Origin of the sequence: Rhizobium sp. BR 362 (assembly GCF_036528765.1) — a bacterium.
GTDB lineage: Bacteria > Pseudomonadota > Alphaproteobacteria > Rhizobiales > Rhizobiaceae > Rhizobium.
Window position 1 is genome coordinate 349,710 of the sequence record NZ_JARWGH010000003.1, and the last position, 20,547, is coordinate 370,256.

Annotated in this window: 24 protein-coding genes; 13 read left to right on the forward strand and 11 right to left on the reverse strand. The window is 59.3% G+C overall.

The features are described from left to right. Positions 1 to 29: 29 nt before the first annotated feature. Positions 30 to 986 (reverse strand): homocysteine S-methyltransferase family protein, encoded by a 957-nt coding sequence (locus QDY28_RS06170; protein WP_331380800.1) that lies wholly within the window; start codon positions 984 to 986, stop codon positions 30 to 32. Between the two features lie 223 nt (positions 987 to 1,209). Between QDY28_RS06170 and QDY28_RS06175 the strand changes: the two genes are divergently transcribed. Further along, the gene (locus QDY28_RS06175) at positions 1,210 to 1,827 is read left to right on the forward strand and encodes a TetR/AcrR family transcriptional regulator (RefSeq protein WP_331380801.1); all 618 of its coding nucleotides are present in this window, start codon (positions 1,210 to 1,212) and stop codon (positions 1,825 to 1,827) included. Here the strand turns inward: QDY28_RS06175 and QDY28_RS06180 are convergent. Further along, positions 1,820 to 2,341 carry a DUF1697 domain-containing protein gene (locus QDY28_RS06180; RefSeq protein ID WP_331380802.1) on the reverse strand — a complete coding sequence of 174 codons (522 nt, stop codon included), beginning with the start codon at positions 2,339 to 2,341 and terminating at the stop codon, positions 1,820 to 1,822. The genes QDY28_RS06175 and QDY28_RS06180 overlap by 8 nt on opposite strands. A gap of 19 nt (positions 2,342 to 2,360) precedes the next feature. Then, on the reverse strand, positions 2,361 to 4,454 hold the full coding sequence (locus tag QDY28_RS06185) for a S9 family peptidase (RefSeq protein WP_331380803.1): 2,094 nt from the start codon (positions 4,452 to 4,454) through the stop codon (positions 2,361 to 2,363). A 283-nt stretch (positions 4,455 to 4,737) separates the two neighbouring features. On the opposite strand from QDY28_RS06185, the gene QDY28_RS06190 reads away from it, so the two are divergent. Further along, the gene (locus tag QDY28_RS06190; protein WP_331380804.1) at positions 4,738 to 5,127 is read left to right on the forward strand and encodes a DUF930 domain-containing protein; all 390 of its coding nucleotides are present in this window, start codon (positions 4,738 to 4,740) and stop codon (positions 5,125 to 5,127) included. A gap of 5 nt (positions 5,128 to 5,132) precedes the next feature. On the opposite strand, the gene QDY28_RS06195 is transcribed toward QDY28_RS06190, so the two are convergent. Both QDY28_RS06195 and QDY28_RS06200 read right to left on the reverse strand, forming a co-directional pair. Then, the gene (locus tag QDY28_RS06195; protein WP_331380805.1) at positions 5,133 to 5,465 is read right to left on the reverse strand and encodes a chaperone modulator CbpM; all 333 of its coding nucleotides are present in this window, start codon (positions 5,463 to 5,465) and stop codon (positions 5,133 to 5,135) included. Between the two features lie 3 nt (positions 5,466 to 5,468). After that, positions 5,469 to 6,380: a J domain-containing protein gene (locus tag QDY28_RS06200; protein ID WP_331380806.1), complete on the reverse strand. Its 912-nt coding sequence runs from the start codon at positions 6,378 to 6,380 to the stop codon at positions 5,469 to 5,471. Positions 6,381 to 6,654: 274 nt separating this feature from the next. Here QDY28_RS06200 and QDY28_RS06205 point away from each other — a divergent pair, with 274 nt between their 5' ends. Continuing rightward, a complete protein-coding gene (locus QDY28_RS06205) occupies positions 6,655 to 7,449 on the forward strand; it encodes a polysaccharide deacetylase family protein (protein WP_331380807.1) in 795 nt (264 codons plus the stop codon). A 33-nt stretch (positions 7,450 to 7,482) separates the two neighbouring features. On the opposite strand, the gene QDY28_RS06210 is transcribed toward QDY28_RS06205, so the two are convergent. Together QDY28_RS06210 and QDY28_RS06215 are read right to left on the reverse strand one after the other, a co-directional pair. Further along, complete coding sequence (locus QDY28_RS06210) at positions 7,483 to 8,652, reverse strand: AI-2E family transporter (protein ID WP_331380808.1); 1,170 nt, start codon at positions 8,650 to 8,652, stop codon at positions 7,483 to 7,485. Between the two features lie 102 nt (positions 8,653 to 8,754). After that, the gene (locus QDY28_RS06215) at positions 8,755 to 9,621 is read right to left on the reverse strand and encodes a VOC family protein (RefSeq protein ID WP_331380809.1); all 867 of its coding nucleotides are present in this window, start codon (positions 9,619 to 9,621) and stop codon (positions 8,755 to 8,757) included. 323 nt (positions 9,622 to 9,944) lie between these two features. Between QDY28_RS06215 and trhA the strand changes: the two genes are divergently transcribed. Continuing rightward, positions 9,945 to 10,613, forward strand: coding sequence for a PAQR family membrane homeostasis protein TrhA (gene trhA, locus QDY28_RS06220; RefSeq protein ID WP_331380810.1), 669 nt, complete (start codon positions 9,945 to 9,947; stop codon positions 10,611 to 10,613). On the opposite strand, the gene QDY28_RS06225 is transcribed toward trhA, so the two are convergent. Beyond that, positions 10,588 to 11,103: a hypothetical protein gene (locus QDY28_RS06225; RefSeq protein ID WP_331380811.1), complete on the reverse strand. Its 516-nt coding sequence runs from the start codon at positions 11,101 to 11,103 to the stop codon at positions 10,588 to 10,590. The genes trhA and QDY28_RS06225 overlap by 26 nt on opposite strands. 205 nt (positions 11,104 to 11,308) lie before the next feature. Between QDY28_RS06225 and QDY28_RS06230 the strand changes: the two genes are divergently transcribed. After that, positions 11,309 to 11,815, forward strand: a complete 507-nt coding sequence (locus QDY28_RS06230; protein WP_331380812.1) for a GNAT family N-acetyltransferase — start codon at positions 11,309 to 11,311, stop codon at positions 11,813 to 11,815. Between the two features lie 14 nt (positions 11,816 to 11,829). Here the strand turns inward: QDY28_RS06230 and msrB are convergent, their stop codons facing one another. Next, on the reverse strand, positions 11,830 to 12,243 hold the full coding sequence (gene msrB, locus QDY28_RS06235) for a peptide-methionine (R)-S-oxide reductase MsrB (protein WP_331380813.1): 414 nt from the start codon (positions 12,241 to 12,243) through the stop codon (positions 11,830 to 11,832). A gap of 226 nt (positions 12,244 to 12,469) precedes the next feature. On the opposite strand from msrB, the gene QDY28_RS06240 reads away from it, so the two are divergent. From QDY28_RS06240 to QDY28_RS06275, 8 genes are all read left to right on the forward strand, one after another. After that, positions 12,470 to 14,845, forward strand: a complete 2,376-nt coding sequence (locus QDY28_RS06240) for a putative monovalent cation/H+ antiporter subunit A (RefSeq protein WP_331380814.1) — start codon at positions 12,470 to 12,472, stop codon at positions 14,843 to 14,845. Next, positions 14,842 to 15,261 (forward strand): Na+/H+ antiporter subunit B, encoded by a 420-nt coding sequence (locus tag QDY28_RS06245; protein WP_331380815.1) that lies wholly within the window; start codon positions 14,842 to 14,844, stop codon positions 15,259 to 15,261. Before QDY28_RS06240 ends, QDY28_RS06245 begins: the two co-directional genes overlap by 4 nt. Beyond that, a complete protein-coding gene (locus tag QDY28_RS06250) occupies positions 15,261 to 15,638 on the forward strand; it encodes a Na+/H+ antiporter subunit C (RefSeq protein ID WP_331380816.1) in 378 nt (125 codons plus the stop codon). Before QDY28_RS06245 ends, QDY28_RS06250 begins: the two co-directional genes overlap by 1 nt. A gap of 4 nt (positions 15,639 to 15,642) precedes the next feature. After that, a complete protein-coding gene (locus QDY28_RS06255; RefSeq protein ID WP_331380817.1) occupies positions 15,643 to 17,208 on the forward strand; it encodes a Na+/H+ antiporter subunit D in 1,566 nt (521 codons plus the stop codon). Beyond that, a complete protein-coding gene (locus QDY28_RS06260) occupies positions 17,205 to 17,678 on the forward strand; it encodes a Na+/H+ antiporter subunit E (RefSeq protein WP_331380818.1) in 474 nt (157 codons plus the stop codon). The genes QDY28_RS06255 and QDY28_RS06260 overlap by 4 nt, the downstream gene beginning before the upstream one ends. Further along, the gene (locus QDY28_RS06265; protein WP_331380819.1) at positions 17,675 to 18,043 is read left to right on the forward strand and encodes a cation:proton antiporter; all 369 of its coding nucleotides are present in this window, start codon (positions 17,675 to 17,677) and stop codon (positions 18,041 to 18,043) included. The genes QDY28_RS06260 and QDY28_RS06265 overlap by 4 nt, the downstream gene beginning before the upstream one ends. After that, a complete protein-coding gene (mnhG, locus tag QDY28_RS06270; RefSeq protein WP_331380820.1) occupies positions 18,043 to 18,405 on the forward strand; it encodes a monovalent cation/H(+) antiporter subunit G in 363 nt (120 codons plus the stop codon). The genes QDY28_RS06265 and mnhG overlap by 1 nt, the downstream gene beginning before the upstream one ends. 535 nt (positions 18,406 to 18,940) lie before the next feature. Beyond that, entirely contained in the window at positions 18,941 to 19,372 is a 432-nt protein-coding gene (locus QDY28_RS06275) for a MucR family transcriptional regulator (RefSeq protein WP_331380821.1), read from the forward strand. Between the two features lie 84 nt (positions 19,373 to 19,456). On the opposite strand, the gene QDY28_RS06280 is transcribed toward QDY28_RS06275, so the two are convergent. Both QDY28_RS06280 and QDY28_RS06285 read right to left on the reverse strand, forming a co-directional pair. Continuing rightward, on the reverse strand, positions 19,457 to 19,879 hold the full coding sequence (locus QDY28_RS06280) for a SufE family protein (RefSeq protein ID WP_331380822.1): 423 nt from the start codon (positions 19,877 to 19,879) through the stop codon (positions 19,457 to 19,459). Positions 19,880 to 20,014: 135 nt separating this feature from the next. Beyond that, positions 20,015 to 20,491, reverse strand: coding sequence for a DUF5330 domain-containing protein (locus tag QDY28_RS06285; protein WP_331380823.1), 477 nt, complete (start codon positions 20,489 to 20,491; stop codon positions 20,015 to 20,017). Between the last annotated feature and the right edge of the window lie 56 nt (positions 20,492 to 20,547).

The window sequence follows — 20,547 nt, forward strand, 5'->3', positions numbered from 1 at the left end:
GTGCACCGCGCCGCCCTGTCCTCCCTATCTCAAGCGCTCGCCGCCTCGCGCGGCAGGCAGGCTTCGCAGATCGCCGCAACGTGGCGATGGTCGGTGCCGCAGCAGCCGCCGAGCACGCGCATCTGTGGCATACGCAGGGTGAGCTGCCGGTAGCGACGGCCGAGATCGACGGGGTCGCCTGCATCAAGCGTCTCGCTCTCGTCAAGTTCGGCATGGCTCATCATCGAAGCGTTGGCGCGCAGGCCCCATATGCGTTTGACCCAAGCGCTGTCGTCATCGAGCGCGTTTTCAAAATGGCTCGGATGCGCGCAGTTGATCATGTAATAGGCGGGTGCGCCGTCACTTGCGGCATCCGTACTTTCGATCGCTTCCTGGATCGTTCGTCCGGTCACGAGCTTGCCGTCTGTCTCGACCGTGAAGGAAATGGCGCATGGCATGCCCTGCACTTTGGCGGCGCGGGCGATGCCGATCGCCTCATCGATGTTGTTGATCGTCAGGGCGGTCACCATGTCTGCCTCCGTGCCGGCGAAGCTGGCGATTTGCGCCGCATGAAAATCTTCGGCTTCCGTCGTGTTCATTCTGCCCGCCTTGTAGCCGTCGCCGCGCGGGCCGATATTGCCGCTGATAACGATTGGGGTCGCAGGACGCTCATATTCTGCGCGCAGCTCGGAAAGCAGCGCCACGGCGTCTTCGTTCACCGCCTTCAGCGCCCAGGAATCATAGCCGAGCTTTTCGCCCCAATCGGCGCTGGCTCGCCATGTGGGCGTTTCGAGCACGAAGCCGGTCCCGTGACGACTGGCGATATCGAGATAGCGTCGATAGTAATTCTTCGCTTTCTGGCGTCCCTCCGGGGTCGCCAGAAGGACAAAGGAAGCGAAATGTGGCAGCTCGATGCCCTCATGGAAGATCAGCACCGTTTCCATGCCGCCATCTGTCAGGAACATACCGCTTCTCCGCTGCGGCAAATCATTTCTATATTTGGCCATTTTGATCTCCACCCCTTGATATCTCCCGGCTCCATGTTCGCCCCACAGAGGGTGGATCTTCGCTTATTTACCATCTGCTAAAATAGAGGATTTGCGGTATACTACTGATGCACAAAAGCATTTCGTTTTTTATTCAATGGCTTATGGGCCCGATCTCGTGCTGATCGAGGGCGAGGCCCAGGATCGATGCAACAATACTGTACCGCTGGTACAGGAGGGAATCATGCGAAAGGGTGACGAAACGCGCAGCCGGCTATTGGAGGTTGCCGAAGCCGCCGTGCTGGCAAAGGGTTTCGGCGGCACCTCCATCGATGAACTGATCGCCGAGACCGGCATTACCAAGAGCGGTTTCTTCTATCACTTCCGCGACAAGAACGAACTCGCCAAAGCCCTTATCCAGCGTTACATCGAAAACGACAATCGCATCTATGACGAGATTTTCGGCCGTGCGCGCGAACTCATGGACGATCCGCTGCAATCCTTCCTGCTTGGCCTGAAATTGCTGTCGGAATTGTTGTCCGATCTACCGAACGGCCATCCCGGGTGCCTTGTCGCCGGCTTTTGTTACTACGAGCGGCTATTCGATCGAGAGGTTCAGGAGATCAATCGCGAGGCGGCCTTGACTTGGCGGCGGCGGTTTCGCCGCATGTTCGAGGAGATCATGGTTGTCTACGAACCACGCGAACCGCTCGATGTCGATCAGCTCGCTGATATGGTCTCGACCGTGCTTGAGGGCGGCATTGTGCTGTCCAAGGCGTTGAAAGAGCCGAACAGCCTCGCGGACCAGATTCTGGTTTTCCGGACCTTCATTAAGATGCTGTTCAGGCCGCGCTTCAGCTAGCTTCCATCTCCCGCGCCATTTCCACCAGTTTTCGCACCGTATTGAGATTGCGCGACGTACCCGTCTTCAAGGCCGGCAGCTTCAATTTCGAGCGGCCGGAGCCATCGGGATAGTGAACGTAGATTTCTTTGCCTGCGACATGCACCTCTTCTCCGCCGGGTGCCACGAGTCTGTCCAGGGCATCGGCAGGTGCGGGGTCTGGAAGGAAGTTGACGAGCAGATAGTTCGGTTTGGCATGCGGAAAGGGCGAGCCTTCGGCGATGGCCTCCAGCTCCTGACGGCTGCGCAAGACCACGCCCGGCGACTTGCCGATTTTCCGCGCCAGCGCCTCTTCCAAATCCTTCTGCACGGTCGCTTCGTTCCTGTCCGAGCGGAAGAGCACATTGCCGCTTTGGATATAGGTCTTCACATCGGCGAAGCCGATCTCCTCGCAGAGCGCTTTCAGTTCCGCCATCGGCAGCATGCCGGTGCCGCCAACATTGACGGCACGCAGCAGGGCGACATAGACCGGCATGCGCTCCTCCCGCAGTTTGCTAGATCTTGCCGGCGACCTTGACGGCAAAGCTATATTCGAAGGCGATCTCTTCCAGTCGCTGGAAGCGGCCCGACGCGCCGCCATGGCCGGCATCCATGTTGGTTTTCAAAAGGATCGGTGCATCGCCGGTGGTTTTGTCACGCAGCTTGGCCACCCACTTCGCCGGTTCCCAGTAGGTGACGCGCGGATCAGTAAGGCCGCCGAGCGCCAGAATTGGCGGGTAAGGCTTTTCGCCGACATTGTCATACGGGCTATAGGCGGCGATCTGCTCGTACTCTTCCTTGCTGTCGATCGGATTGCCCCATTCTGGCCATTCCGGCGGCGTCAGCGGCAGCGTGTCGTCGAGCATGGTGTTGAGCACATCGACGAAGGGTACGGCGGCGATGATGCCGGCGAATTTCTCCGGCGCCATGTTGGCAACGGCGCCCATCAGCATGCCGCCAGCCGAACCGCCCTCGGCGATGATCTTCGAGTAGGAGGTGAACTTTTCCTGATTCAGATAATCGGCTGCGGCGATGAAGTCCTTGAAGGTATTGGTCTTCTTGTCCATCTTGCCGTCTTCATACCAGGCAAAGCCCTTATCCTTGCCGCCGCGGATATGGGCAATGGCATAGACGAAGCCGCGGTCGGCGAGCGACAGGCAATTGGTGTTGAAGCCCGCGGGAATGGTGATGCCGTAGGCGCCGTAGCCGTAGAGCAGGCAAGGCGCGGAGCCGTCGAGCGGCGTGTCCTTGCGATAGAGCAGGGTCACCGGCACCTGTTCGCCGTCCCAGGCGGGAGCGAAGACGCGGCGCGTGACATAGTCGTCCGGATTGTGGCCTGACGGAACCTCCTGCGTTTTCAGCAAAGTGCGCTCGCGCGTCACCATGTTGTAGTCATAGAGCTGGCTCGGCGTCGTCATCGAGGAATAGGAGAAGCGGATGACGTCGGTGTCGTATTCAGCCGCACCTTGCAGGCCGAGCGAATAGGCTTCCTCGTCGAAGGCGATGGCATGTTCTTCGCCGCTGCGCCGGTCGCGGACGATGATCCGCGGCAGGCCATCCTTGCGTTCCAGCCAGATGAGGTGGCGGGCATAGGCCATGTGATTGAGAATCAGCGTGCCCGGCTTGTGTGCCACGACATCGCGCCAGTTTTCTTTGCCCGGCTTGTCGACCGGCGTTTCCATGATCTTGAAATCCTTGGCATCGCCGTCATTGGTGAGGATGTAGAAGACATCGCCGCCTTCCGCCATTTCATACTCGATACCGGTATCGCGCGCGGCCACCAGTTTCGGCTCGGCCATGAGATCCGAGGTCGGAATGATGCGGTATTCGCTGGTTTCGTGATCATGGATGTCGATGAAGATGTAGTCATCCAGCAACGAGCCGCCGACACCCATGAAGAAGCCGGAATCCTCCTCTTCATAGACGAGCCGATCTTCGGATTGCGGCGTGCCGACGATGTGGTGGAAAATCTTCGAAGGGCGATGGTTCTCGTCCTGCAGCGTATAGAAGAAACTCTTGCCGTCAGGCGCCCAGACACCGCCGCCGCCGGTGTTTTCGACCACATCGGCGAGGTCCTCGCCGGTTTCCAGGTTGCGGACCTTCAGCGTGAAATATTCCGAACCCTTGTCGTCATAGCCCCAGATGCCATGGGTATGATCGGTGGAATGATCGATGCCGGACAGGCGGAAATAGGACTTTCCCTCGTTTTCCTTGTCGCCATTCAAAAGGAGCTTGCGCTCGCCGCCATCGCGCGCCTCGCGGAAATAATGCGGCTGCTCACCGCCGGTAACATAGAGCGTGCCGTAGGCAAAAGGCCCGTCCTTGACTGGCACGGAGCTGTCATCTTCCTTGATACGGCCTTTCATTTCGGCAAAGAGCGTCTTCTGCAGCTCTTTCGTATCCGCCATGGCCGCGTTCATATAGGCGTTCTCTGCCTCGAGATGCGCGCGGATTTCCGGATCGAGGATAGAAGGGTCCTTGAACATCGCCTGCCAATTGTCGGCGCGCAGCCAGGCGTAATCGTCGCTGCGGCTAATGCCGTGGCGCGTGTCCGTGAGCGGTTTTTTGGCAGCGGCGGGCGGGGTGGGGAGGTTCTTGAATGCAGACACGAGCAGGCTTTCTCCGGCATCAAAGTCGGATATGAGGTGAGGAAGAGATAGAGGGCGCTTGCGTGCGGTTCAAGCGGCAAGTGTCCGCTCAAGCCTCAAAGCAAGCGGGTGATAACAGGCTTAAATCTAGCTGATGGAGGCAGAAGAGCGCGCTCAGGCTTGCCTTGATGTAAACACAATCTTTAACGAAATCCGCTTTGTTACGTCGATAATAAGGCGGCCTTATCGCTTTTCCCATCGAACAGAGCTTCCCAGCCTGCAGTTAAGCAAGGGATCGGTCTTCATGCTGAAATTTATTGCCATTCTCATCCCGTTGGCTGCCATCACGACATCCGCTTTTGCCGTGGACGGGACCATGAAGAAAGAATTGGAAAAGCTCGACCCCTCCGAACGAATGGAACAGACCTGCGATGCCGAGGCAATGAAACGGATCGGCACCGACAAGACCGGCTTCAAGCCCGACAAGGTCATTGCCTATACGTTCAGCGACCCCGATATGGCCCCGGACTCGATCGATGCTCCGGGCGCAGTCTTTCGCAGCAAGGGAGACTGGTATCATCTCTCCTATAAGTGCACGACCGGCCCGCAGCATATCCATGTGCGGGACCTCAGCTACGAAATCGGCGAGAAGGTGCCGCGTGATAGCTGGCAGAAATATTACCTCTATGACTGATGTCTTCAGCGCCGTCTTTGGCGCTCCAGCCGGTAGAGCTCGGAGAGAACATGCTCCTGCACATCGGGTCCCTGGTGACAGACGGCATCCGTGAGGTCACGTAGCGTCCCCCTTAACCCATGAAGCTGATCCACTAGATCCATGACCAGATCGACGCCGGGCTCGTTGACGCCCATCGCGTTGATCAGGTCGAGGATCAACTGTCCGCGCGCCAGGTCGGCTTCGCGGAAACGCCGGCCTTCCCCGGTCGTCTCGGGAACGAGCCAGCCCTGTTCAATCCAGACCTCCAGCACCGTATTGTCGATCTCGAGGCGCAAACGAAACTCGCTCTCGTTCATAGCTCAGCCTCCCATGGTCTTTCTGGGATCATACGTCTTGCCGGCCTGCCATTCGGAAACGAAGGCCGTAAGCTCCGCGTCCGGTCCGTCGGGCAAGACGATCTTCAACGAAACATAGGCATCGCCGTTTTCCTTGCCATGCACCGGCACACCTTTGCCCTTCAGCCGCAGAACCTTGCCCGTGTTGGAGTTCGGTTGAAGGGTAACAGTGACCGGACCGGAAGGTGTGGGCACGCGGATTTTGCCGCCGAGCACCGCCTCAGCAAGCGAAATCGGCAATTCAAGTCTGATATCGTTGCCGTCACGAACGAAGAAGCGGTGCGGGCGCACATGCACCTCGATCAGCGCATCGCCAGGTGCGCCGCCGCCGAACCCGGGATCACCCTTGCCGCGCAGGCGCAGCGTCTGCCCATCGCGGGTCCCAGGCGGTATCTGCACGTCGAGCGCCGGTCCGTCCGGCAGACTGATCTGCTTTTTCGCGCCGTTGATGGCGTCGAGAAAGTCGACCTCCATGGAATAGTGGCGATCCTGACCTTGCATTCCGGATTGGCCTCGGCTGCGACGTGAGAAGAAATTGGAAAATATATCGTCGGCATCGCCAAAATCGGCGAAACCGCCTGTGTTGCGGTAGGGGCCGCGCTGGCCCTCGCTCGTCGCGTAGTCGCGATAGTAGCTCCGCGGCGGCTGTTCTGCGCCTGTATTGTCGATCTCGCCGCGGTCGAAACGCGCGCGCTTCTCCTCGTCGCCGAGAATGCCATAGGCTGCGGAAACTTCCTTGAATTTATCCTCGGCCTGTTTGTCGCCAGGGTTCAGATCGGGATGCAGCTTTTTCGCAAGTTTGCGATAGGCGCTTTGAATGTCTTTTTGCGGGGCGTCCCGCTTTACGCCCAGAATCTCGTAGGGATCGCGGCTCATGGATGTTTCCCTTTGGGAGCATAGGAAAAATACGCAGATAGTGACGGGCAGACATGGTATCAATCCTACCATAAATGATGGAGCGCCGTGGCCGCGACTGCAGAAACATGACCGTTGGCGCATTTGTGATGGGCAGCGGGCGGCATTGTGAGCAAGCCGCCATATTTCCGTCGCCTTGCCGGACGATGGCGGTCGGAGCGGCAAGGAGGTCCATGGCGATCATGCACCTTTTCCGACAGACTTCATTTCATTTGAACCGACCGATGGCTGCCCGATGAACCGCTTACTGCTGACGTCCGTATTCCTGCTCGCCGCTATTCCGGCCGCTTTTGCCGCGGAGTCTGCGGTAAAGCCTGTGGTCTGGCCGCAGCTTCCGCCGAAGGCAGCGGCTTCGAATGTCAAGCTGCTCGAGCCTCATCTGCACGTCAACCGCGGCGGCAAGGGCGCGCCGCGCATCGCTCTGACCTTCGATGCCTGCATGGGCAAGACCGATCCGCGCATCCTCGGCACATTGGTCGATCATCATATCCCGGCGACAATCTTCGTCACTGCCCGCTGGCTGCGCAGCAACCCGGAGACGCTTGCCGTCTTCCTCGCGCATCCCGACATTTTCGAACTTGAGGATCACGGCCAGAACCACATTCCCGCGGTCGATATTCCAACCATGGTTTACGGCATTCCCGCAGCCGGCTCGCCGCAGGCGGTCGCGCAGGAGGTCAAAGGCGGCGCCGATGCCATGCTTGCCGCCGGCATTCCTCAGCCGCATTGGTTCCGGGGGGCGACGGCGAAATATAGCCTTTCGGCTATCGCCCAGATTCGTGGCATGGGCTATCGTATCGCCGGCTATTCCGTCAACGGCGACAGCGGCTCGCTGCTGCCGGCCAAGATGGTGGAAAAACAATACGCCTCTGCCAGGGATGGTGACGTCATCATCTCGCACATCAACCAGCCAACCCATGCCGCCGGCGAAGGCGTCGCCGCGAGCATCCTGGCGCTGAAGGCCAAGGGCGTGCAGTTCGTCCGCCTGCAGGATATCCCCGAGCAGGGGGACGACGATACGACCAACTGAGGCGGTTCGGCGAAGGCGCGGATAACCAACGCTTCACTCAGGAAGTTGCGGCTGCACCTTTTCGTCGAGGAACAACTCGTTGACCACGGTCATGACGATCAGCGACAGCGGCAGGGCAAGCATCGCGCCGACAGCGCCCCACATCCAGGTCCAGAAGATGATGGCAAGGAAGACGATGAAAGGATTGAGTTCCCATTGCCGGCCCATGACCGCCGGAAAAACCAGATTTTCCACGGTGAGATGAACGGAGAAGAAGGCGGCGGCGGGGGCAAGACCGAAGATGATATCGTCATGCGTGATGATGCCGGCGATCGCCAACGCCGTTGTTATCGTTGTGATGCCGACGAATGGAACGAAGCTGGAGAGAAAAGCGAAGACGCCCCAGAGAATCGGCGCGCTCATGCCGCCGACATAGGCGATGATCGTCATGACGACGCCGAGGCCTGCATAGATCAGCGAGGCGGTTGCGAAATAGAAACCGAGCACCTGCTCCACCGCATTGATAATACGGATCGCCGCTAGCCGGGATGTTCTGGTGGTGAAGGTCATGATGATCGTCTTGCGCAGACTGATGCGGCCGGCGAGGAACAGCAGCAGCGCCGCAAAAAAGAGCAGGCCCTGTACGATGGCAGGCGTGAGGCTGTTGGCGAGGATGTGCAGGACGTTGGCGCTGTTTTCGAGCAGCACATTGATCGACATCGGTCCGCTTTCGAAGGTTTGCGGCGTGATGTGCAACCATTTGATCCGTTCGAGATAGGGCATCAGGCGATCGACGGTGCGTTGGAAAACGTCGGGCCCCTCCTGGGCGAGCGTCGCCAACGGGCCGGCGAGTGAATTGATGATCAGGAAGATGACCAGCGCCACCGCTGACGACAACAGAACGGCGTTGAGGATGCGCGGCACGCCGAGCTTGCTTAGTCTTTCCGCAGCCAGCCCGAGGATCATGCCGACGACGACGGCCAGCGTCACAGGAATGAGGATGATCGACATCATGTAGACGCCAGCAAGCGCCAACACCAGGAAGATGCCGATGATCGCCCACGCCGATGCGATATCCAGCCCGTCCTTTTCGACCCGTTTTGCAGACGAGGTATCCAGCCGTTCCGTGTCCGCCCGCAAAGCCTCTACCCACGCGCTGGAACGCCCTTCGCTTGCCGCCGCCAGTCTGCGCGCCTGTTTGCGTATGCCGTTGGCTATATCCATCCCCGAACCCGTCGCACCCGAACCCATTGCCTCGATAAACAAACGCGAAAGGCCCGTCCGGGTTCCGGAACGGGCCTTCTCGTTAGCCTATGAATAGGCAGGTCAGGCGATCAAATTCAGCCCGATGCCCCAGGGATCACGCAGCGAAATCCCGCCGTTGCGTTTTTCCGTCTTGATCTCATGCATATCGAGCGCGGCGACCGCCTTGTCGAGCGCATCCTTATCATTGAATCGCAGCGTGTAGTCGGAAAGGCCGGTCATATCTTTGGACCGGATGCCGGCGCCGCGACTATTCCAGGTATTGGCGCCGAGATGGTGGTGATAGCCGCCGGTTGCGAGGAAGGTCGCGCCGGGATACCGCGCTGCCATCACCTGCATTCCGAGTACATCTCGATAAAAGGCATTCGCCTCTGCGACGTCGCCGACCTGCAAATGGATATGGCCTATCGCCGAACCTTCGGCCATGCCGTCCCAGCGATCCTGCGGCGCGCTTTCGTAAAGTTTCTGCAAGTCGAGCCGCAGTGTCGCCATTTCGACGGTCCCGTCGCTGTGGAATTTCCACTGCTCGTGCGGCCGGTCCGCATAGATTTCGATGCCATTGCCCTCGGGGTCGGAAAGATAGATCGCTTCGCTGACGATATGGTCGGATGCGCCTTCAAGGGCAACGCCATTATGCGCCGCGTGGCGCAGCCAACGGGCAAGCTCGACGCGATCGGGCATCAGAAAGGCGGTATGGAAGAGGCCTGCGGCCGTTTGCGGCGCGCGTTTGGCCGCGCGATCGGTCGTCAGGGTCAAAAGCGGCTGACGAGCAACGCCCAGCACCTCGCCGCTGGCTGTCTTTTCAATGACCTTCAGGCCCAGCATGTCTTGATAAAAGCGCGACACCAGCGCCAGATCGGTGACGATGAGATGCGACTGGCCGACATAGGCGGGGCGCGTCAGCGCATAGGAGGGAGCGGTTTCGGTCATGCGAGTGTTCCAACCTCAATGTTTTGTAGGAGAGCAACCGGCGTGGCGGCGAAAACGCCGCCGAGAGCAGGGCCTGAGAGCTTCGCCGGTTGATGTGCCTCTTGGGATCCTCTGGCCCGCTGTACTTGACCTACATATGGCGGATTTGGATTGTTCACAGAAGATCAGAAATTGCGGATTGAGTGTTCGTTGCTTGTTGACAGAGTGAAATGGGCTCGCTCGTCATTTACGAAGATTTACTTATATCGCAATTCCACCCAGTTGCCTCCACCCCCCTGAGATGCGACGATCAGGTGGGTGCGACCAATTCGGAACACGCATGCATGCCCGAACTCAAAGGGATCCGCTGGGCCTATGACCGATATGAGGTGATCGTTGACAGCATCGTCAACGGGACCGGCGTAGTCTTGGCTTTGATCGGCGCGACCGTTTTGATCTTCTATGCGACGGTGTGGAGCTCCTATGGCGAGATCGCCGCGGCCTGGATCTATGGCGTAGGCCTCGTTCTGACGCTAGCAATGTCCTTCGCCTACAATCTATGGCCGGTGTCGCAGACGAAGTGGTTCCTGCGGCGTTTCGATCACTCGGCCATCTTCTTGTTCATCGCCGCTACCTATACGCCGTTTCTGGAGCGCGGCGCCGAGGATCCGCTGCTGTTTGCCATGCTGATTGCCATCTGGATTTTCGGCGGATTCGGCATTTTACTGAAATGCGTTTTCCCGGGGCGGTATGACCGGCTGGCTATCCTGCTTTATCTCGCCATGGGCTGGAGCGGCGTGCTGGTGGCAAGGTCCGTTTCCCTGCACATACCATTCGCCTCGATGCTGCTGATCGTCATCGGCGGAGTCATCTATTCGCTGGGCGTGATTTTCCACGTCTGGGAGAAACTGCGCTTTCAGAACGCCATCTGGCATGGCTTCGTGCTCGCGGCTGCCGCCGTGCATTATTCGGCGGTGCTGACCTGCTTCAGCCTGTCACCGGAAAATTTTTGACGATCTGTGTCGTTGTCGCGCACTTTGTCGTCGGATGCAGGCTGCGCACCAGGCGCATGACGACGGCGTCAAAGCGCTGCATGTCCGTCTTGGGATAGTCTATTTGGAAGAAGGCCGCAGCGCCATTGCAGAGGGCGACGCCGCGCACATAGACGATGCGGCCCTGTTTGGTGCCCGAGAAGCTGATACCGCGGGAGGTCGATTTCGTATAGGAGATCTGCCAGCCATCGTTCTTGGCGAGTGCGATACGGGTATTCGCCTCCGCAGAGAAGTCGCCGTCAAGGATATTTGTCCCGAAAACCAGCAGCCGCGCCGACTGATCGGTCGGCGTCAAGGTCAGTCCGTCGCCATTGTCCGAACGGGCCGAAAGGCGGAATTCCTGTGGCAGTTCGATCGTATAGCCGAACCGCGCATTGTCGTAGGACCACCAGTCGCTGGCCATCGCCGGCACGGCAGAAAAGAACAGGAGGGCGGTCAGGCGCGCGAGCATTGCGGTTTCCGGGAGGCGGGATCTGCAAAACAGCTACGAATAACGCGTTTTTCAGCAGAAATTCCATAGTGATTCTAAGAATGATCAGAAAATAGCCTCAATTCGTTACGGTTTCATTGCGAGCCATGCAGGAATGACGGATTTACTTCGTCAATATCGCGGAGTATGCCGCAGTCTCTATCTAAAACAATTGGACAATGGGACTATGGACCAATCCGTGCTGCTTCGTGATGCGACCGAAGCCGATCTGGCTGCAATTTGCGAGATCTACAATGACGCAGTCTTGCACACGACGGCGATCTGGAACGACACGCTGGTCGATGTCGACAACCGGATTGAATGGCTCAAGGCGCGCGAGGCGAGAGGTTTTCCAGTCGTCGTCGCGGAGAAGGACGGCAAGGTTGCCGGCTACGCCTCCTACGGCGATTGGCGCGCCTTCGACGGCTATCGCCACACGGTCGAAAATTCCATTTATGTCGACAAGGATCACCGTGGCCTCGGCATCGGCGAAGGCCTGCTGCGCGAACTCGTCGTCCGTGCCGCCAACGGCAATATCCACGTCATGATCGCCGCAATCGAGACCGGCAACACCACCTCCATCCGCCTGCATGAAAAGCTCGGCTTCCGCATCGTCGGTCAATTTTCGGAAGTCGGCACCAAGTTCGGCCGTTGGCTGGATCTGACCTGCATGGAGCTGCGCATAACAGGCTGAGCAGGTCTGCCCGTCTATTTCCCTGCCTCGAACATCATGGCATGACCGTTGATGCAATAGCGCAATCCGGTCGGTGGCGGCCCGTCGGGGAAGACATGGCCGAGATGAGCTTCGCAGGCGCCGCAGCGGATTTCGGTACGCACCATGCCATGGGATTCGTCGCGATATTCCTGCACCGCCTCGGGCGAAACCGCCGCGAAATAGCTCGGCCAGCCGCAGCCGGCATCGAATTTCGTGTCCGACCGAAAAAGCGGCGCTTCGCAGCAAACGCAGCGGTACAGGCCAGTTTCGAACGAGTCCCAATAGGGGCCTGTAAAGGCGCGTTCCGTGCCGTGCTGCCGGGTGATGCGATATTGCTCCGGCGTCAGTTGCTCCCGCCATTCGGCATCGGTCTTCTCGATGTTAGGCCTCGTCATCGTCGCAGACATGAGTGTGATCCCTTTCCCGTCACTCAATGCATTCGGTGAGCCCCGTCCCACAATGTGGTGCAGCTCGACCCTTCTTCAACTATCGGACCGAGACGCCAGAAAATGATTCCGGTGGTTTACCGGTCGGTTTTTCTCGCGCAGGGCTTGAGGCAATCCAGCCTTTAGCCTATCCCAATGGAGACTTTCGGCTTTGCCGAATTCCGCGATCGTTCAGCAGGGAGAAGACATGGCCAGTGTCACCGGCCTGACATTCCTGGCTCTATGTCTGCCCTTTTCCGGTGCGATGATCGCGCCCGCCGCCGTCCGTTATCTCGGCCACAATGCGGCCTGGCCGCTGGCGCTTTTCCCTGCACTCGCCTTTCTGCATTTCGCGGCTTTTCTTCCAGACGTCGCCGCTGGCCATAATATCCAGGACGGCTTCGATTGGGTGCCAAGCCTCGGCCTGCGCTTTTCCTGGCTGCTCGACGGACTGTCACTGACGTTCGCGCTGCTGATCACGGGCATCGGGACGCTGATTGTGCTTTATGCCGGCGGCTATCTGAAGGGCCATGTGGACCAAGGCCGCTTCTTCTCCTTTATCTTCCTGTTCATGGGGTCGATGCTTGGGCTGGTCGTGTCGGACAGTTTCCTGACGCTATTCGTTTTTTGGGAGCTGACCTCCATCACCTCCTTCCTGCTGATTGGGTTCGATCATCAGCGCGAGGCCGCACGGCGCGCTGCTTTGCAGGCACTGGTCGTCACCGGTGGAGGAGAGCTTTTGCTGCTCGCGGGCCTGTTGCTGATCTGGCAGATCACAGGCGCTTCAGACATGTCCGGTCTGTTGCGGGCTGGCGGCGTGTTGCGCGAAAGTCCGCTTTATATCGCCGCGCTGATCCTGGTGCTCGGCGGCGCCTTTACCAAGTCTGCGCAGTTCCCCTTCCATTTCTGGCTGCCGAACGCCATGGAGGCGCCGACGCCTGTTTCGGCCTATCTGCATTCCGCAACCATGGTGAAGGCAGGCGTCTATCTCCTCATGCGGCTCAATCCGGCGATGGGCGGCACGCAGGCCTGGGAGACAATCCTGCCGGTCTTCGGCGGCATGACATTGATGGTCGGGACGCTGCTTGCCATCCGCCAGACCGATCTGAAGCTGAAGCTCGCCTATACCACCGTCTCCTCCCTGGGATTGCTGGTGTTGCTCACCGGCTTCGGCTCCGATCATGCGGTGCAGGCGGCCGCGCTCTATCTGGTGGCGCATTCGCTGTTCAAAGGCGCGCTGTTCATGGTCGCCGGCATCGTCGACCATGAGACGGGCACACGTGATATCACCCGTCTCGGCGGCCTGCGCAACGCCATGCCTTTAACTTTTGCGGCCGCGTTGGCGGCAGCAATTTCCATGGGCGGCTTGCCGCCCGCCGTCGGATTCCTCGCGAAAGAGGAGATCTATGATGCGCTGGCCCAATCCTCTTCTTGGCCGATCGCCCTGACAATCGTTGCGATTGCCGGTAACGCCCTGATGTTCGCCATCGGCTTCGCCGTAGCGCTGAAGCCTTTTATTGGTGCGCGTGTCGAGACGCCGAAACATCCGCATGAGGCGCCGCCGCTGCTCTGGCTCGGCCCGGTTCTGCTCGCCATTCTCGGTTTTGTCGCCGCCATGGCCTCGAGTGTTTGGCACACCTACATATCCTCGCCGATGGCAAGTGCCATCAGCGGCAAGGCGATGGAAGTATCGATCTCGCTCGTTCCCCACCTTGGCGCGCCTTTGGCGCTGTCCGCCTTGACCGTGCTGATCGGCAGCTTCGTCTATTGGAATTTCGGTCGCGCCCGCTTTGCCATGGCGGTTGTGCTGCGCAAACTCGGGCCGGGACCGGATCGCGGCTTCGATGCCTTCATCTCCGGGCTGGTGCGCCTGTCGCATGCCGTCTCTCGCTTTCTGCAGCCTGGGCGGTTGGAGATATACGTCACGGTCACCTTCCTTTGCCTTGCTGCAATGCTACTGGTTCCGCCGGTTCTCTATGGCGAACTGCCCGCCATGCCGTCATGGCCGGACATGCAGTGGCACGAGGCTGCGATTTTCCTCATCGCCATCATCGGCCTTGCGGCCGTCGTGAAGGCCCGCGATCGGCTGACGGCGATCGTTTCGCTCGGGGTTCAAGGTTTCGCCGTCGCGGTCATCTTCCTTCTGTTCGGGGCGCCGGATCTGTCCTTCACGCAGTTCATGGTCGAGACTCTCTCCGTCGTCATTCTGGCGCTGGTGATGACGCGATTGCGCCTTTCGGCTGCCGATCGCCGTTCGCCACCGCAGATGCTGTTTCATGGAGCGCTGGCGATCGCCTGCGGCCTCGGGTTCGGATTGCTGCTCCTGAAGGCCACGCAAGCACCCTTCGATTTGACGCTGACGGCGTTTTTCAATCACTATTCCAAGCTGATCGCCCATGGCGCCAACGTCGTCAACGTGATCATCGTCGACTTCCGCGGCACAGACACGCTCGGCGAGATCGCCGTTGTCACCATCACCGGCCTTGCCATTCTGGCGCTGATCCGCATCCGCGCCGGCGGTGAGCGCAAGCTTGCGGCCAACGACCCCGAGGTGAAGGGCACGACGGAGGCCGGTCGTCCATGAACACCGTCATCTTCCGGACCGCCGCGCCTTTCCTCACCGCCTTGATGCTGCTCTTTTCCGTTTTCGTGCTGCTGCGCGGCCATAACGAGCCCGGCGGAGGTTTCATCGGTGGATTGATCGCCGCGTCCGCGCTGGCGATCTATGGCATTGCCTGCGGTGTGACGGCGGTGCGCCGGGCCATTATCTTCCATCCTCTGACGATTGTCGGTTTCGGCTTGCTGGCTTCAACCGTTGCCGGATTGTTGTCGGCCTTCTCCGGTGTGCCCTTCATGACCGGGCTCTGGATCTATCCGCATCTCTTCGGCGTCGAGGTGCCGCTCTCAAGCGTCATGCTGTTCGATGCCGGCGTCTATCTGGTGGTTGTCGGCGCCATCACTTCGATCGCACTGGCGCTCGAAGAGCGGGAGGTGGACTGATGGAAGTGGCCTTTGCGACGCTGGTCGGCCTGTTCTTCGCCGCCGCGATCTATCTGATGATGTCGAAGTTTTCGATCCGCATCATGCTGGGCATCGCCATCCTCGGAAACGCCGTCAACCTGCTGCTTTTCACGGCGGGCCGGGTGACGCCCGAAGTGCCGCCGATCATTCCTGCCGGCGCCGATACGCTCAATGCGAACGCCGCCAACCCGCTGCCGCAGGCTCTCATCCTGACGGCGATCGTCATATCGTTCTCCTTCCTTGCCTTCCTGCTGGTGCTGACCTATCGGGCCTATCAAGACCTGAAGACCGACAATACCGGCGAGATGCGGCTGGCAGAACCGGAAGAGCGGCCGTTGCCGCCCTTGGGATATTGACGATATGGCGACGCCGACCAACACCGCTGTCGATCTTTCCGCCGCGCTGGTGACGGCGCCGGTAGAGGCCGGTCATTGGCTGGTCATCCTGCCGGTCGCCCTGTGCATCGGTCTTGGCGCAATTTTGATGATGCTGCGCGACCGCGCGGCGCTGCATGGCTGGATCGCCATTCCCGGTCTGGTTCTGCTGGTGCTGATCGATGCGGCTCTGCTTTATAAGGTCGCCGACGAAGGGCCGGTGACCATGGTCATGGGCCGCTGGCTGCCGCCATTCGGTATTGCCTTCAGCGCCGATCTTCTCGGCGCGGTCATGGCGCTGGCGGCGGCGGTCGTCGCACTGGCAGCGAGCCTCTATGCCCTTGGCGAGATTACGACCAGCGGTCGCCGCTACGGCTTCTTTCCCTTTCTCATGCTGTTGCTTGCCGGCGTCAGCGGCGCATTTCTGACCGGCGACATCTTCAATCTCTATGTCTGGTTCGAAGTGCTGCTGATTTCCTCCTTCGGCCTGCTGATCCTCGGCTCGGAGCGTGAGCAGATCGACGGCGCATTGAAATATGCCGTGCTGAACCTTATCGCCACAACACTGTTTCTCGTTTCCGTCGGCTATGTCTATGCCATCTTCGGCACGCTCAACATGGCCGATATCGCGATGAAGGCGAGGGCGCCCGGCAACGCGGCGCCGCTGACGACGCTAGCCGGCCTGTTCCTGCTTGCTTTCGGCATGAAGGCCGCGGCCTTCCCGGTAAATTTCTGGCTGCCGGCATCTTACCATACGCCGCGCATCACCGTTTCGGCCCTTTTCGCCGGCCTGCTCACCAAGGTCGGCATCTATGCCCTGATCAGGGTTCTGATCATGCTGCTGCCGGTCGAGCGCGCCGGGCTCGGCCCGATCACCACCATTGTTGCCATTGCGACCATGTTGGCCGGTGTGCTCGGCGCGCTCGGCGAAAGCGATATCCGCCGCCTGTTCGGCTATATCGTCATTTCCGGTATCGGCACTATGCTGGCCGGCGTCGCGCTTGGCAGTGCCAGCGGCCTCAGCGGCGCGATCTTCTATGCGCTGCATTCCATGGTGCTGATGACCGCACTCTATCTGCTGGCCGGCCAAGTGGCCAAGCTTGGCGGAGGATTCTCGCTTGCCACACTCGGGGGACTTTACCGGCAAAGCGGCTGGTTCGCCGGGCTGTCGCTTGTGCTGTTTTTCGCCACGTGCGGCCTGCCGCCATTTTCCGGCTTCTGGCCCAAGGTCATCCTGGTGAAGGCGGCGCTCGATACGGGTGCCTGGTGGATCGCCGCTGCCATCCTGCTCACGGGTTTTCTCACCACCATTGTCTTTGGCCGCATCTTTCTCCTCGCTTATTGGCGTCCGGGAATGGCGCAAGATGCTGCCGTGCCGCCGCCGATCGCTTGGCAGGCCGGGTTGCCGCTCGCCGCCCTTGCCGCCTTGGTCATAGGGTTTGGTCTGTTTCCGGAGCGGCTGCTGCATCTGACGCAGCTTGCCGCCGGCGGTCTCGAGGATCCCTCCGCCTATCTGCATTCCGTCTTTCCAGAGGGAGTGGCGGCTCAATGATCCTATTCGTCTTCAACCTGCTGCTCGCCATCGCCTGGGTCGCCGTCACCGGCAGCGCCTCTTTCCTTAATCTCGTTTTTGGTTTCGTCCTTTCGGCGCTTGTGCTGGCAACCGTGCGGCAGTCCTATGGCGGCGTACTTTATCTCGGGCGTGTCAGGCGGATTCTTGCCCTGTTGCTGCTGTTCCTACGCGAACTCGCCAAATCGGCCTGGGCAGTTGCGGTCACCGTCATGAGCCCGAACATGGATGTGAAGCCCGGCATCTTCGCCTTTCCGCTGACCGTCGACCGCGATTTCGAGATTACTTTGCTTGCCAATCTCATTACCCTGACGCCCGGCACGCTTTCCGTCGATGTTTCCGACGACCGGAAAACGCTTTACGTGCACGCGCTCGACTGTTCCGACCCGGAGGCGGTGAAGCGCAGCATAGCCGATGGTTTCGAGCGTCGAATCATGGAGGCTTTCCGATGATTGCCGCTTCCATCGTTTCCGCCGCCGCGATGGTGTCGCTTGCTATTTTGAGCCTGGCCTTCCTGCTCACCGTCTTTCGCGTGGTGATCGGTCCGACCTTGCCCGACCGGGTGCTGGCGCTCGATATGCTGGCAGCGCTCGCCATCGGCTTCATCGCGGTCATCGCCATCAAGACCGGCTTCACGCTCTATATCGACATCGCCATCGCACTCGGCCTTGTCGGTTTCCTGGCGACCGTCGCCTTCGCCCGGTTCATCCTGACCCAGGGCTCATCAGGTCAAGCCGAACGGCAGCCATCGGCGGCAACAGCGGCCGCGAGGAAGAGGGTTCGCAAGGATGGCCGCCGCAGGAAGGGAGGACGTTGATGCAACTGGTCGCTGCCATCATTGTCGCCTTCCTGCTCCTGACGGGTGCGTTGTTTTCGCTGATCGCGTCGATCGGTATCGTCCGCCTGCCGGATCTCTATAGCCGCATGCACGCCGCTTCGAAGGCGGGCACGGTCGGTTCGGGTCTGTTGCTACTTGCAGTCGGTGTTCATTCGCAGGATCTGCCGATATTGGCGCGGGCACTGGCCGGTTTTGTGTTTTTCGTCTTGACCGCGCCGATTTCCGCCCATCTTCTCTCGCGCGCCGCTCATAAGGCGGGTCACCGGCTGATGCCGCCGTCCGTGCGCGATGATCTTTCGAAAGGCCCGATAGAGCAGCGTTCTTATAAAATGAAAAACTAACAAACGCGTGGATTGCCAGAAAAGTGAATAGAAATTCTCGTCGTTAGTTACCTATTTTTAATAGATGAGAATTTTGCAAAGAAGTGATAGAATTAAAAACTGGACATTTGGAGAAAGAGTGGTAATCCAGATTCAAGTAGAGTTCTGATGTTGAGTTAGTCTCAACCGGCTTTAAGTGCCCGATGCTTGGATATTTCTTTCAAACGACGGCGGGCAAAACTTTCTTCCGGTTAAGGATTGGCGGACCTATCTCCGTCGTCACTGATTCTACCGTCAGGCGGTATAAAAACGGGTTTCGTTGCACGAAGTCTAGGGGTGGATTTCGTATTACGAGAAATATGGCATGAAATGCCCCGTTTTTTGCTGATGGCTGCTACGAATATGGGCGATGCCGTTTGCGCGGTGTGTCCAGTGCATATGCTGTGAAAACCGGAACGGTTTTCGAAGAAATATGCGCAAATTCTAAAGTATTGCTGTGTTATGTGCTCCCTAGGAGGCCTAGCGCAGTGGGCAAGCCGATGAACAGGAGAACAAAATGACAGATACGGCCCTTGGCAATGGCCAGGATTTGCTGGTTGAGCTAACCGCCGACATCGTGGCGGCTTATGTCAGCAATCATGTAGTCCCGGTCAGCGACCTTCCGAATCTGATTTCCGACGTACATTCCGCCTTGAGCAACACCTCGGCTCCGGCCCCCGCCGTTACCGTGGTTGAAAAGCAGAAGCCGGCCGTATCCGTTCGTAAATCGGTACAGGACGATCAGATCACCTGCCTGGAATGCGGCGGCAGCTTCAAGTCGTTGAAGCGCCACCTGATGACCCATCATGGTCTTTCGCCTGAAGAATATCGTGAGAAGTGGGATTTGGCGGCGGACTATCCGATGGTCGCACCCGCCTATGCCGAAGCCCGTTCGCGTCTCGCGAAGGAGATGGGCCTTGGCCAGCGCCGCAAGCGCGGCGGTCGCTGAGTTCCTGAACCAACGACACTATCGACAAAAAAACCCGGCTTTCGAGCCGGGTTAGGTTTTGTCATGCCGCCAACGTGACGGAATTTATGCGGTGGCGCGCACTCTCGCTTCTTCGCGGATACGCTTGATCATCGAGCGCAATCCATTGGCGCGCTGCGAGGAAAGATGTTCGACGAGGCCGATCTTGCCGAAGACGTCGAGAGCATCGAGCGCTGCGATCTCGGATGCCGGCTTGCCGGAATAGGTGGCGAGCACGATCGCGACCAGCCCGCGCACGATATGCGCATCCGAATCACCTTCAAAGGTTAGTACCGGATTTTCCGGGTCGCCCGCAGCATGGGTCACCAACCAGACTTGGCTGGCGCAGCCCTGCACTTTGTTTTCCAGTGTCCGCTTCTCTTCCGGCAGATCCGGCAGCGCCTTGCCGAGCTCGATCACATAGCGGTAGCGGTCCTCCCAGTCGTCCAGGAAGGAGAAATCCTCTATGATCTGATCAAGCGTCGCCATCATGCCGGTCCAATTGTCTATTTGCTTGGATATAGGTGAAAAGGCCGATGATTTGAACCCATGACAAAAAAGAACGCCGCGAGCGATGGCAAGCTCACGGCGCAGGAATGGGGAAGGTATCGATAAAAGCGGAGATCAGGTTCGCGGCTTCGGCATCGGTACCGGAATATAAGACGGCAGCTTGACGGTCCCGGTCACGACCGCATCGGCGGTCTCGGTGTTGATCATGCGCTTGGCAGGCATCGGCTGAGCCTCGGCAGCGGCCTGTTCACGATTGACGGCCGGGACAGAGGCGGCCTCGCGGGCGGCCGGCTGCTCGGCGGACTTATCGTCCTTGAAGTGCTGGCCCAAAAGATCGTAGGCGACCCGGGCGCCGTCTCGGGCTTGATAGCCGAGTGCGGTGAGCGTTTCGCTGCCTTTCAGGCAGACATCGGGTTTCTCCGTGCACATCGCGCCGACATATTGCATCACGCCGGTCGCCGCCGAAAATGCATCGGAAACCTGTACCTTCGGTTCGTCAGCCGACCGCGGAGCGCCTTCGGGCTTGGCGAAGATCGGCAGGAACATGAGCACCAGTGAAAACCAGAACCCTGCTCTAATGAGAAACCACATTGTCTTGCCCATCCTCTATTTCGTTCGGTCTCGTCGCTGATCGAACTCGTTGCCTG

Bases quoted from the DNA above. Each gene is read 5' to 3' on its own strand.
- QDY28_RS06215 (WP_331380809.1), bottom strand. From the start codon at position 9,621: ATGACCGAAACCGCTCCCTCCTATGCGCTGACGCGCCCCGCCTATGTC.
- QDY28_RS06175 (WP_331380801.1), top strand. From the start codon at position 1,210: ATGCGAAAGGGTGACGAAACGCGCAGCCGGCTATTGGAGGTTGCCGAA.
- QDY28_RS06280 (WP_331380822.1), bottom strand. From the start codon at position 19,879: ATGGCGACGCTTGATCAGATCATAGAGGATTTCTCCTTCCTGGACGAC.
- QDY28_RS06285 (WP_331380823.1), bottom strand. From the start codon at position 20,491: ATGTGGTTTCTCATTAGAGCAGGGTTCTGGTTTTCACTGGTGCTCATG.
- QDY28_RS06265 (WP_331380819.1), top strand. From the start codon at position 17,675: ATGATTGCCGCTTCCATCGTTTCCGCCGCCGCGATGGTGTCGCTTGCT.
- QDY28_RS06275 (WP_331380821.1), top strand. From the start codon at position 18,941: ATGACAGATACGGCCCTTGGCAATGGCCAGGATTTGCTGGTTGAGCTA.
- QDY28_RS06180 (WP_331380802.1), bottom strand. From the start codon at position 2,341: ATGCCGGTCTATGTCGCCCTGCTGCGTGCCGTCAATGTTGGCGGCACC.
- mnhG (WP_331380820.1), top strand. From the start codon at position 18,043: ATGCAACTGGTCGCTGCCATCATTGTCGCCTTCCTGCTCCTGACGGGT.
- QDY28_RS06200 (WP_331380806.1), bottom strand. From the start codon at position 6,380: ATGAGCCGCGATCCCTACGAGATTCTGGGCGTAAAGCGGGACGCCCCG.
- QDY28_RS06230 (WP_331380812.1), top strand. From the start codon at position 11,309: ATGGACCAATCCGTGCTGCTTCGTGATGCGACCGAAGCCGATCTGGCT.
- msrB (WP_331380813.1), bottom strand. From the start codon at position 12,243: ATGTCTGCGACGATGACGAGGCCTAACATCGAGAAGACCGATGCCGAA.
- QDY28_RS06205 (WP_331380807.1), top strand. From the start codon at position 6,655: ATGAACCGCTTACTGCTGACGTCCGTATTCCTGCTCGCCGCTATTCCG.
- QDY28_RS06240 (WP_331380814.1), top strand. From the start codon at position 12,470: ATGGCCAGTGTCACCGGCCTGACATTCCTGGCTCTATGTCTGCCCTTT.
- QDY28_RS06260 (WP_331380818.1), top strand. From the start codon at position 17,205: ATGATCCTATTCGTCTTCAACCTGCTGCTCGCCATCGCCTGGGTCGCC.
- QDY28_RS06250 (WP_331380816.1), top strand. From the start codon at position 15,261: ATGGAAGTGGCCTTTGCGACGCTGGTCGGCCTGTTCTTCGCCGCCGCG.
- QDY28_RS06245 (WP_331380815.1), top strand. From the start codon at position 14,842: ATGAACACCGTCATCTTCCGGACCGCCGCGCCTTTCCTCACCGCCTTG.
- trhA (WP_331380810.1), top strand. From the start codon at position 9,945: ATGCCCGAACTCAAAGGGATCCGCTGGGCCTATGACCGATATGAGGTG.
- QDY28_RS06225 (WP_331380811.1), bottom strand. From the start codon at position 11,103: ATGCTCGCGCGCCTGACCGCCCTCCTGTTCTTTTCTGCCGTGCCGGCG.
- QDY28_RS06255 (WP_331380817.1), top strand. From the start codon at position 15,643: ATGGCGACGCCGACCAACACCGCTGTCGATCTTTCCGCCGCGCTGGTG.
- QDY28_RS06170 (WP_331380800.1), bottom strand. From the start codon at position 986: ATGGCCAAATATAGAAATGATTTGCCGCAGCGGAGAAGCGGTATGTTC.
- QDY28_RS06190 (WP_331380804.1), top strand. From the start codon at position 4,738: ATGCTGAAATTTATTGCCATTCTCATCCCGTTGGCTGCCATCACGACA.
- QDY28_RS06210 (WP_331380808.1), bottom strand. From the start codon at position 8,652: ATGGATATAGCCAACGGCATACGCAAACAGGCGCGCAGACTGGCGGCG.
- QDY28_RS06195 (WP_331380805.1), bottom strand. From the start codon at position 5,465: ATGAACGAGAGCGAGTTTCGTTTGCGCCTCGAGATCGACAATACGGTG.